The organism is Salegentibacter echinorum, from assembly GCF_900129445.1.
GTDB classification, from domain to species: domain Bacteria; phylum Bacteroidota; class Bacteroidia; order Flavobacteriales; family Flavobacteriaceae; genus Salegentibacter; species Salegentibacter echinorum.
Genome location: NZ_FQVT01000007.1, coordinates 103,679 through 116,244, shown reverse-complemented (window position 1 = coordinate 116,244; position 12,566 = coordinate 103,679). Strand labels below are relative to the sequence as shown.

The 12,566-nt window shown below is 36.7% G+C and carries 6 protein-coding genes; all 6 read right to left on the bottom strand.

Features of this window, described 5'->3' with window-relative positions; translation table 11 throughout:
- Positions 1–204: 204 nt before the first annotated feature.
- The gene (locus tag BUA71_RS11835) at positions 205–3,501 is read right to left on the bottom strand and encodes a type I restriction endonuclease subunit R (protein WP_072880005.1); all 3,297 of its coding nucleotides are present in this window, start codon (positions 3,499–3,501) and stop codon (positions 205–207) included.
- 3 nt (positions 3,502–3,504) lie between these two features.
- Positions 3,505–4,554: a PDDEXK nuclease domain-containing protein gene (locus tag BUA71_RS11830; protein ID WP_072880003.1), complete on the bottom strand. Its 1,050-nt coding sequence runs from the start codon at positions 4,552–4,554 to the stop codon at positions 3,505–3,507.
- 12 nt (positions 4,555–4,566) lie between these two features.
- Positions 4,567–5,832, bottom strand: a complete 1,266-nt coding sequence (locus BUA71_RS11825) for a restriction endonuclease subunit S (RefSeq protein ID WP_072880001.1) — start codon at positions 5,830–5,832, stop codon at positions 4,567–4,569.
- Positions 5,829–7,967 carry a type I restriction-modification system subunit M gene (locus tag BUA71_RS11820; protein ID WP_072879999.1) on the bottom strand — a complete coding sequence of 713 codons (2,139 nt, stop codon included), beginning with the start codon at positions 7,965–7,967 and terminating at the stop codon, positions 5,829–5,831. The genes BUA71_RS11825 and BUA71_RS11820 overlap by 4 nt, the downstream gene beginning before the upstream one ends.
- A 314-nt stretch (positions 7,968–8,281) precedes the next feature.
- On the bottom strand, positions 8,282–10,894 hold the full coding sequence (locus BUA71_RS11810) for an AAA family ATPase (protein ID WP_245812580.1): 2,613 nt from the start codon (positions 10,892–10,894) through the stop codon (positions 8,282–8,284).
- Between the two features lie 116 nt (positions 10,895–11,010).
- Positions 11,011–12,558, bottom strand: coding sequence for a type IV secretory system conjugative DNA transfer family protein (locus tag BUA71_RS11805; protein WP_072879997.1), 1,548 nt, complete (start codon positions 12,556–12,558; stop codon positions 11,011–11,013).
- Between the last annotated feature and the right edge of the window lie 8 nt (positions 12,559–12,566).

Here is a 12,566-nt window from a genome sequence, read left to right as displayed (position 1 = left end):
TTTCCTTCCGGGGGTACCCCCGGAAGGAAAGGCAGACAGAGTTGAGCTAACACCCCCATTGCTTAGTTTATAAATATGTTCATTTTTTCCAGCTGTTCATTGTCACTGAACAGGGCATAGAAATGAACACCATATCAGTTTGCAGCAATCAGCAACTCTCAACAATAACTTGAATTATGTAGATGAATCCTTAAAATCTTCTTATCAAGCAGCAAAACCTCTCCCCATCTCTGCCAACTCATAAAAATGCCTGAAAACCGATTCTGTTTTTTCTGCAAATATGTTACGGTTATAGGAGTCAGGGAGATCTTTGTCCAATATCTTTTGGATTTCCCGCTTTACAATTTCTTGCGTTGCTTTTTCTTTATGCCATTCCTGGATCAGAATCTTGTTCTTTGCATCAAAAAGAATTTGATATAACGTGGAAGCTGCAAGCTTCACTTTCTTTTCTTCCTCCTTTGTTAATTTATCTTTCCGAAGCAAATCATATAGCTCCAACTCTTCTTCGGTCATATCATTTTTGGCTGCTCGTTCCTGTTCTTCAGAAAGATCTTCTGCCTGTTTCAGCAATTTTTCATAAGCTTCTTCAATAGACAAACTTCCAGAGTTATATTCTTCTATCACACTCTCAAAACGGGCTAGAAAAGAACCTCTGGTCTTATTTTGAGCCAACATTTTCTTCAGCTTTACTTCCATCAATTCCCTTAGATCTGCAAATTGAATGTTCTGATGTTTCTTTTCAGGAAACTCTGCTCGCAATTGCGCAAAATTCAACTTGCTCAAATCTATTTGTTTGGAATTTCGAATACTGTACTCTTTCAAAACATCTTTTGCTAAATCCCCTTTTCCGAGTACACTAGAATCAAGTAAACCGTCCAGGCGTTTTTTAGCTCTTTCAATGGCTTCATCTTGATCTACCTGTCTATCCACAACCTTTTTAAGATACTCAAAAACATCGCGTTCCTTTTTAATTTTTGGATGGCTGTATATTTCTGGTTTTGCCGAATCGTATAAACTAACAATGGTATTCACAAACAAGCCTAAATGTTTTTTATATTCATCATTTTCCAAGATAATATCTGCGTATTCCTGAAAGAGTTCAACCTCAGCAAATCCCTTTTCACCCAAATTAATAATGGCATCAATATCGGCACCCAATGCTTTGCAATAGGCTTTTGCTTCAGCAATTCCTTCCTCTAATAATGCCATCAATTCATCAAATTCCTTTACAGGGAATTCATCGGCATCATCGTCTTCAGAAGCTTTCCCTTTTGTGCCTTCTGCATAAGCTGCTAAAGCTTTTTGCAAGTTTCGGAATACGCCAAAATAATCGATTATCAAACCATTTTTCTTACCTTCAATAACCCGATTCGCCCTGGCAATGGCCTGCATCAACGTATGGTTTTGCATCGGTTTATCTAAGTACAAAGTAGAAACCGAAGGCGCATCAAAGCCTGTTAACCACATGGCGGTAACGAATACCATTCTATAATTGCTATTGGGGTCTTTAAAATAATCTTCAATATTCCGGCCATCTTCATCTGGATAGTCCATCAACTTCCTATGCGGACTAATGTTTAATCCTTCTTTCTCAAACTTCTCCTTTTCTTCTTTCTCTGTCCCTTCCCCACTTATTACGGCAGCCATTCTGGTCTCTTCCATAAAAACGATTGCTCGCTTGTAACGCTCTTTTATTTCAGGATCTTTTTCTTTTACAATCTTTTTACGCAGTTCCCTTATTTCTTTTTTCTGTGCTTCCTGCACAAACTCATACATGCGAACGGCTGTAAACTTATCGATACAAACCACCATGGCTTTCATCGGTTTTCGTTCTTTTTCTGCATTCTCAACATCAAGTCGATAAGGGTAATGCTGAACAATATGCTTCGCAATTTCCTGTAAACGATCTTCTCGTCTTACCACCTGTAGTAAAGTGGAATATTCTCGATCCAGTTTCTTCTTTTGTTCCTCTGTTAAGTTTTCATCTTCGAGGATTTCAGCGGCATTTCCCACCAAATCTTCATTGACTTGTTCTACTCTAGGAACACTCTTTTTGTAATACAAGGGCACTGTTGCGCCATCTTCTATACTTTGAGCAAAATTGTATTCAGAAATATAAGGCCCAAACCAGTCTTTCGTTTTTTCACTTCTTAATAATGGCGTTCCCGTAAAGGCGATGTACTGCGCTTTTGGAATAGCTATTCGCATATTTTCACCAAATCCTTTGTATTGGGTACGGTGCGCTTCATCTACCATCACAATCCAATTATCCCTATTTGTGAGTTCCGGATAGGTTTTCCCTTTTTCAATCCCGAACTTATGAATGAGGCTAAACAGATAAGTCCGGTTAGATTGCAAATAATCTTGCAACACTTTTCTTGAAGTTGGGCGGTAGTAATTTTCTTTCTGATCCTTAGTTTCAGCAATAGTTTCCGTTTCCTTAAAATTTCGGTAGATCTGATCATCCAAATCTTTACGATCGGTTACAATTAAGAAAGACCAGTTGCCTTCTACTTTCCGCTGAATTTTACGCGAATAAAATATCATGGAATAGGATTTCCCTGAACCTTGCGTATGCCAAAAAACGCCCAGCTTTCCTTTTTTACCCGCCCTTTGGTTTAGCGATTTTACCGCATTATTGACTCCTAAAAACTGATGGTTTTTAGCGATAATCTTTACCTTGTTTCTATGATACAAGACGAAATTCTCAAAGTAATCCAGCAAACTCACTTTTTGACACAAACCTCTTCCAAAAAGCTTAAGGCTTAAATGATTTCCTGTAGTTTTGCTTTCTGCTTCTACCTCTTCCCGGTTTGGTTGTTCGTGTGATACTGCTGAATCTTTTAATTTCACCCAGGAGAAAAAATGTTCCCAGGGAGCGTTAAAAGATCCTACCCTGGTTTGAATACCATTGGAAATACCCACAAAGCAATTATACCAAAACAATTGTGGGATATCCCGTTTGTAACGTCTTAGGTTAACATCAAAGCCCGATTTCACTTTTTCAGTAGCATTTTTCAGCTCAATCATTACCAAAGGCAAGCCATTCACATAGAGCAATAAATCTGGTCTTCGTGTAATATTCTCCGTTTGAAGGTACTCGATACTTAACTGAGACACCACCACAAAATCATTCTGTTGTGGCTGCTCAAAATCAATCACCTTTACATAATCATTTTCCTCCCTACCGTTCTCATTATTATAGGTGACGGGAATACCGTTTCTAATGAGCTCATACACCTCCTTATTGGCCATTACAGGATTAAGGGAAGCTCTACTTTTGCACAGCTCGCGCATTGCAGTATCGATGCATTCAACAGGTAATTGCGGATTCAACAGGTTAAGTTTGGCTTGCAACCGATCCTTTAGCACGACGTCTTTTAGACTGTCCCTACCCACTAACTGCTTCTCCCAGGCATTGATATGTTGATTGTATTGCAGCTCTTCTAAAAAGAATTGAACATCTGCATCCTCTATATGTGATTCGTTTAAAAATGCCATGCGTTATTTTTCGAGTTCGTTTTCAATTTCTTCAACCGTGGGCAAGCTACTTTTTAATTCCTCTGGCAAAATTTCGGTTAGGGTAAATTCACTTACGCCCATAGGCTGGCTCATACCTCTTAAAGCAAATTCAACTTCTAAATTATTTTTATCCCTACATAATAAAATACCAATTGAAGGCTGCTCATATTCTGTTTTTAGCTTATCATCCACAGCCGATAAATAAAAATTTAGTTTCCCGGCATATTCCGGAATAAACCTGGTGTTTTTTAATTCTATGACCACATAACATTTCAAGCTAACGTGGTAGAAGAGTAAATCTAAATAATAATCTTGCTCAGCCATTTTTAGCTGATATTGTTTTCCAATAAAGGCAAAGCCCTTACCGAGTTCTAATAAAAATTTAGAAACGTGGTTGATTAATTGAACCTCCAGGTCTTTTTCTTTAAATGGCTGTGTTAAGCTCATAAAGTCAAAAACATAAGGATCTTTAATGGTTTGTTGGGCTAAGTCTGATTGGGAGGGTGGCAAGGTATCTTTAAAATTAGTGATTGCACTCCCCTGGCGCTTATATAGATCTGATTTTATTTGCAACAACATAGTATCCCTGCTCCAGCCGTTTTTAGCCGTTTCCAGCAAGTAAAACACCCTTTCTGCCAGGTCTTTCACTTTGGTTAATAAACTGATATGATGGTACCAGGGTATTTGTGCAAGCGATACTTGCACTAATTCTTTGTTGTTTTGTGCAAGCGGCACTTGCACAATTGGAAATTCTGGATAAGCTGCCGCAAAAGCACGCATATATTTAAGGTTTCGTACGGAAAACCCTGTCGATTCTGGAAAATTCTCTTTGATGTGGGCGGCCAATTGATCTATAATTTGGCTTCCCCATCCTAATTGCTCCTGCACCTCTATAATAGAACGTCCAATCTCATAATAGAGCTGTAATAAATCCTGATTTACTTTTAGGGCAGTATTATGTTGCGCAAGCTCAATTTTATGCTGAATATTGGCAAACCATTTTTCTGGCGATAATTGCTTTTCTATACTCATTCCCTTTATTCTTTAGCTTTTATAGGCTTCTTCCGGCTCCGCAGCCATAGCCGTTATCGAATTATTTTCTACATCAAGATCATCTACATTCAACTTTCCACTGATTAAACGTGGCAATAACAGATCCCTGGTTTCCTGGAGGACTTGGTTTTTGTTCTTTAGAACACTGATTTCTTCATAAAATGGCTTAATCATTTCCTCAAACTTATTTATCAGATTGTCTTTTGGATATTTTAAATTTAGACTCATAATATCGCTAGGATAGACATGTGGTTGTGCAGATCCTTTTTGTAAATGATAAACTTCTTTCTGTCTAGTTTTTAAGGTTGAATAAAAGAAGTATAGCCAATCGGTCATTTCTGTGTCTATGAATGAGCAGTCAGAAGCCCAAATATCTTCATAATAAAAGTTAACAAAACCAGCATTTGCTCCGGAAGCACTTACTGTTATAGTTGGTGATTTAGTGTTTGAGGTATTATGATAATATGCAGGTTGTAATCCACCCGCTACTACTGGAACAGTTCCTTCCTTAATCGTTGTTTTAGTAATATTTTTCCCTTTCTTTATTTCAATTAAATCTCCAACGGTGCCTTCTTTCCATCCCTCTGGCAAAGCACCAACTGTACCGTGTGGCACTTCCTCCCCATTTTTATTAAAGAATTTACTGTCTTGATAACCCGGGAAACGCAAACGCACAAACCACTCTTTGTAAATTTCTTCTGCCATTTCTTCCAACAGCTGAATGCGTTGGTTGTTATTTTCTATCAAATCGTCATAGGCAGAAAGTATGGAGGCAATTTTCTTTTGGGTGGGAAGGCTTGGGTATTTGACTTTTATTGTTTCACAATCACCAATTCTCAAATGTTCTACAGTTGCTCCTGAACCATAAGATTTTATTTGACCTTGCATAAATGAATCCTGAAAAGCATAATATAAATAATGTTGATCTATAACCTTTTTATTAGCTCTATACTGTATCAATCTTTGACCAAGAAAAATATTATCGTCACTTCTTAATAAACCTATTTCGCCTAATGGAGCTTCTCTAGTAAGAACAATATCATTCCTTTTAGGTTTAGCTCGTCTCGTCCATTTTTCAAATGTCTTTTTGGTTACATATCGAACTGTATCAACATCAATATATCCTTTTTTCACATTTGTTGTTCTTATCATTTTGTATGGCGTTTCATAATCTACCACAGGAGCTGTCTTGTTAACACAGTCTATAATTTCTGAACAGACTTCATTAAGGGGTGATATTTTATAATTCAAACTCATACAATCAAATTATTCAAACGATTTTCAATCTGACTCTCTAAAACATGAGCTTCACTGTTAAGCATCGCTAAAGATTCTGATCTTAACTTAAGTCTCAAATTAAACTCTTCTTTAGTTATATTATCATCTTCAATCTCCACCCCAACATAGCGTCCTGCATTTAAGGAATAGTCCTGTTCTTCCACATACTCAGTTCTATCAGCCATTTTGCATAAGCCCACCACATCCTGGTATTTGGCTTCCGGGAAACGTTTTTGCAGCCAATCTATATTTTCAAACCAATACTTACTTTCATCTACCGCACTGGTATAAGCAGTTAAAGCTTCTTCTAATTTTTTATCTGTTTTTGACAGTTCCAACGTTACCCAGGTTTTATCGCTCTTCAGTTTGGCTTTTTTATCGGCTTCTTTAAAAATTTCAATAAACGCGTGAACGTCTTTCTTTAAAGCCGTTTCATCAAAGTCGTTTTGTTTTACCTTCCAGGCTAAATGATTTGCAGCTGCTTTCTGCTTTTCGTTTTCCAGGGGTGTTTCTGTTAACGAGTCCTGAAGTAATATTAATTCTTCCTCATTTTGTTGGGCTTCTGTAAGAAATAAAGCGTTTAAAGATTCTTTTACCTTTTCAAAAATCTCCTTTTTGGTTGGGGTTCGCTTTTCCGTCTCAGTCTCTTCGGTGTATTTCTTTAAAGCCGCTACTTTTTCCTTTAATGCACTTACCAAAACTTCTTTTAAAGGCTCTACCTTGTTTTCGGCTTGATGGGCTTGTTTTAAGTAGCTATCTATCAGTTCCAAATAACGCTCGGTTTCCCCACGATATAAGCGTACAATAGCCGCCAGGTTTTGTTGCTGCTCTTCGGTCCATTCCCGGTGGGCGCGGTCTATTTGCCGATACACATTTCGGGCATCCAAAAACAAGATTTTGTCCTTGCGGTCGGTATGCACTTTTTGTTTATCGAAGAACCATAAGGTAGCCGGCAAAGTCACCGTGAAAAACATATTAGATGGCATACTTACCATACAATCTACAATGCCACTGTCAACAATCTTTTTTCTAATTTCGTATTCCGCATTTCTAGCATCAGAAGCAGAGTTCGGCATTACAAAACCAGCACGCCCGCCCTGACCTGAGCTAGTCGATGGTTTTAAGGAAGTAGCAAAGAGTGAAATCCAAAGGTAATTAGCATCTGAGATTTTATCATCTTTTTTGCCTTTATTCTTGGGTAAGCCGTATTCGTAAAAGCGTGGGTCATTTTTAACGGTACTTTCCTTTACAGATTTCACATTAAACGGGGGATTCGCCATCACATAATCAAACTTGCCATAACTCTCGTGGGGATCGTTTTCATAAGAATTAGTTTCTATAATTTCACCCCGAAGATTATTCACCAATAAGTTCATCTTGGCCAAGCGCACGGTTTCGCCCATATATTCCTGTCCGCAAACGTAAATATCTTTCAAATCCTGATTGCTCTGCTCTACAAAGCGGGCCGATTGCACAAACATACCCCCGGAACCACAGGCAGGATCTAAAATTTTGCCGTTAAAAGGTTCAATAACTTCCACAATAAACCGCACCACAGAAATAGGCGTAAAAAACTCGCCGCCTTTCTGGCCTTCGGCCATAGCAAACTTCCCTAAGAAATATTCGTAGATCTTCCCAAAGACATCACCGCTTGCTTCTTTTGGAATATCTGAAAAAGCTTTCAGTAATTGCGGCAGGATATCGGCCTTCTTCTTTTCGATATCGAAATAGGCCTCTGTAGGCAGTACATCTTGAAACTTGGCATCCTGGTGTTTTTCAATACCCACCATCGCAGCTTTTAGTGCTTTTGCCAGGCTTTGGTCGCCGGGCAAATTTAAAAGCGTATCAAAACGTGCTTCTTCGGGCAAATAGAAGCCACATGTGGCCAAAGCAATTTCTTCCATCTTTCGCTCCATGCGCGTGCCTTTGCCCTTTTCAAATTCCTTTTTAATCTGTGGCTCGAATTGGCTGTATTTATTTTCGGCAAACTTTAGAAAAATCAAGCCCAATACCGGTACGGCGTAATCTGAAGCTTTTAGTCCGCCATAAGCCCGTAAAGAATTGGCGGCATCCCAGAGCTTGTCTTCTAATTCTTTTAATTGTTCGTTGGTCATGTACTCTATTTATTCGATAAGATTAATTGGCTCACATCCACATCGAGGATGCGTGCAATTTCATTTAAAACTTTTAGACGTGATTGCTGTCGATTTTGCATAAGCATTGACCGTATTATAGCTCTTGCCCATTTTTTAGACAACCAAATTTGTTTTATTCCTTTCTACTCCGGCACTATCTTAATCCTGTTCATAAAGGATGTGAATCGTTACAGCGACTAAAATACTTAAGTTTTGTTATCTAATTCAAAAAACTGGAGAAAAGTGTAGGATTTTATAATATTTCTGTTTCTATATTGATTAGTCTTTTGTTACTACTTTTGTATTTTCCCCACTGCTTTAATTTCCTTTTTGACTTCATTAAATTTTATAATTTCTTCGTTGAGATTTTCTAAAGTTGGTTTTCTGTAGACATACTTGTCACTATGGGAATGACCTTCCATATAACGGCAACATTGGTAAAAGCTATCAAGTATTTTGTCTCGTATTTCTAAATTAAACACCACACCACTTAAACTATCAACACTTACCCTTTCCTCAAAGCGTTGAACCACTCCATTAAAAAGGCCAAATACTACTTGTGTTTCATAAGCTGTTCTCAATGCGGCAAATCCATTTTTAATTTTATCCTCTCTTTCTTGAGGAGGTAATTTCTTTGCCTTGTCATAATAAGATTGAGCTTTCCCTGAGGTTTTGTAATTTTTCTCAAAAGAAGGTGTATTGTTTAACCAAATAGTTCCAGGCTGATTCCCATCAACATTTTCAATCCAATGACATCCTATATCTAATTCAAGTGCTTTAGAATGACCAATAAGGGAAGAAACAAAAACTAAATCATGAGTAAAAATAACGACTTGCTTATTGACGGATTCATTAACCAATCTTTCTGCTATTTCGCTTTTTCTCTTTTCATCTAAAGAAGTTACAGGATCGTCAAAAATGACTCCCCGATTAATTTCTGATAATTTCATTTCAGTAATAAAATCTGAAATAGCTATTACTTTTTGTTCTCCTTCACTAAGAACTGCGTTAGGGTTTTTTCCTTTTAATTTTAACTGTCTGAAGGTTTTTCCTGCTGAACCAGTATGATTTATTTCAATTCCAAAATTTCCATTCAGCTTTTTACACTCGCTATTAAAAATATCAATATACTTTTGGTTGAAGTATTTATTTGATAACGATTTTTCGGTATCAGTTATCTTACGTTTTGCGAAATCGGCTTTATTTGCCTTTTCAAGCCAAATTTGTTTTTTTATATAGGTTTCAAACTTTTCAAAATGATTGTTAAACCTTTCTTTATGCTCTATAAATGTTCTATTCCTTTTTAATTCTTGTAATTCTTTAATTTGCTCATCAGTTATAAGAGATTTGATAGTAGCATCTAATCCAGTATCAAGACTTGTGTGTTTCTCAAGGCTAATTTTTAATTCAGGTCTGTCGTTTGTTTTCTTACCTTGAATATCTGAAACAATATTTTCAGAAAGTTCTTTTAGTTTGGATAGACTTTTATTAAAGAATTCTAAATCTTTTGGGCGATTTTCTTCAAGCCAATTAGTAAGCGTATTATCAGTAGGAAACAGGTCAAATTCAAGTTTGGTAAGAAAATTCTCAATTTTATTCAATTTTTCCTGTGCCGTTTTTACATTTTCTTCTGCTTCGCTTTTTACGAATTCCCAATAACTGTTAATTAATTTTTCTGCATCTTCAGAAAGCGGTTGTTGGCAAAGCAAGCAATTATCTTCTTTTGAAGGATAGTTATTATTTTTGGTTATTTGTTGCTGGGCAAATTCTTTGGCAGCTGCAATAAAACCCTTCCAAGCTTCTGTTCCTATTCCGTTTATTTTAGTGGTTTTAAAGCTTTCGATACCTTCTACTTTTGCTTTTTCTTCCTTAGTTATGCAATCCTTAATTGCCTCTTTTATTTTTGATAAAAATTCTGATGTAGAAAATTTGTTGAGTCTTTCAATCTTTTCCTTGTTCTCATCTAAAAGTCGCTTTATATTTTGAAGCTTTTTTATTCTTTTTTCCTTGCCTTTGGACGCTAGAAGCAAGTCATCATATTCTTTTTGAATATTTTCTTTTTTGGTCTTATCCGCATCGGAAAAAGGGGTGTATTTTTTTAGATCTTCAAGATTTGTTTTAGCATTTAAATTTTGGACGATAGTTTTTATTTCAGACTCCCCTTCAAATAAGTCTGAAAGATCAACTGCGGTATTACCCGCTTGCTTAGTAGTGATTTCAGTATTTAATTTTTGTTCTACTCTATTTATAGCATCCGTATATTCAGCAAAAAAGCTCAATCCCGCTGGACGAAATTCAAATTCATTCTTATATTGTAGATGGTTTATAACGCTTTTCCCATCAAAAACGGAAAATTGCTCAAATTCAGGTTTATTTTCATCGGTAAAGTTTAACGATATACCCTCGTTATTTGAACGAAAAGTAAATTTTGCATTTGTAGATTTATGTCTCTCGTCGCTATGCACATTCTGTAAAATATCTTCGGGTGATTTTGAGTAAAACTTTTTTTTCAACAATCTAACATAGCCTGATTTCCCAGAACCATTGGTACCATAGATAATCGTGAGATTAGGACCGAATTCAACAATCTGATTCTCAGCTAAAGCATTTACTCCTTCAACATTTTGCAATTTGGTTAAGATCAAATCACTTTTATATGCATCTGCATTTTGTTTATTATATTTAATTTCAAGTTCGGGTTTCTCAGTTAGTTCTTTTAAACCTATTTCTTCGAGTAAATAAGAATAAGAAATATCTATATTTTCATCGGAAATATTATTCCCTGATAAGATTTTCCCGGCAAGGTATTTAGCCCAGTATGGCAGATTCTCAGCAAATTTTTTCACTTCAGTTTCAAGGGTTTCTACTCGTTCCGTTTTTTGACCTAATACTTTTTTCTCTGCCATAAGTTGATTTTTTGATTTCCCCTTAATATGTTAAATAAAGACTAAAACACAAATATGCATATATTTTGAGAGATATACACAAAGTCTGTTTTATATAGAATATTATCATTGTATCTTCAAAGAAATATCGACCTCGCCTCACAATAAACCCGATCAAAATTAGTTTCCAAATCTGCCTTTGTATATCGTGTAGTTTCCTCTGGAAGTTTCCGCTGAATATTTTGCAATTTAAACTTCACCTTTTTATCCTTCCCATCGGCATAGGTTATAAATTCTCCTTGTTTTAGCCGGAAGAAAACATCGGCTCGGATTTTGGGAATTTCCTTTTCCCCGGTGGTAATGCGTGTATCAAAATCGAGGTTATGGCTACGACTTACACTTTTGGTAGGATCTTTTATGATTTCAAAAAAGCGTTCGTAATATTTTGCGGTGTCTGGATCATTCACCTTGCCGAAAAACTGATAGGAAAGGTTGCTTAAAATTGCTTTGCTTGCCTTGTCTCCATACATCATATCGTTTTGAATCTTGTCCTGCATCACGTAGATAGTAGCGATGTCATAGCTTCTTAAAGTCGCGGGGATGCGGTGCATATTTAATAAACGAATCGTAGGTGCTTCTTCCATCAACAAAAAAGAAGGTTTGGAGTTCCGCACACTCATCTGTTTGGTTATCGTGTGCATAATTGTAGCAATAACGGGTGAATAGGAACTCTCAAATTTTGGATTGTTCACTACGGAAATCACCGCAGGATTATCGGGGTTGTTAATATTCAAAGGCACTTCATCTGCCGATAAGGTCATAAAGATGCTTTGCGTACTGATACGTTTCAGTGCATTGGCCAGGGTGCTTTTTACTCCTGCCGTTTGCCTCTCGGAATCTTTTCCGCTAATAAAAGCATCTGCCATTGCCCTGGAAGTCGTGTTCGATTCTAAAAAAGCGATAAGACTTTCCGTGTTCAAAAATTGATAGACCGCAATAAGATGGGGCAAAGTGCAAAATTCCGGATAAGAGGTTTTGAGTTTCCAGATCAATCCACCAATTAAGCCTTCCGCTGCATCGTTGAAAAATTTAGTTGTTCCGCTCATTCCCGATTCTCGTTGCTCCAATAAGTTTTCAATGAGCACCCTGGAAATTTCATTGACGCTCTCCTCATTGTCCAGGTATCGTGGTGCAATGGGATTGACCCGATGGATGATTTTATCAAAAGAAATAATTTTGAAGGGAATATCCGGGTTCTTAAAAAGCGGGTAGGCCATTTCGGTAATCTCAAAATCCTTGTAATCGTGGATGATTCCGCAAAATTGATATTTTTCAAAATGTCTAAGAAAACCATAGACTACGCTTTCGGTTTTTCCACTACCCGCCGAACCAATCACAGAAACACCCCTCTTAATATTTTCAATTTTAAAACTTTTACCGATGGTTTTAAACCGGACTTGATATTTTTTGGAGACTGCGTCTATCAACTTCCCATCAATGAAATACACATATATAAGCGTATTTAAAAACAGGATTGGGCCGGCAAATAAAAGCATACCTTTTAGGACAGCGTTTATTTTATAACTGAATAGAAAAATGATTATCAGCAAGCAAATATTAGTAATCCACAGGTAGTATTTGAAACTGCAATAGATAAAATAATCGAATAAAATTTTTGTTTTCATAATATCGC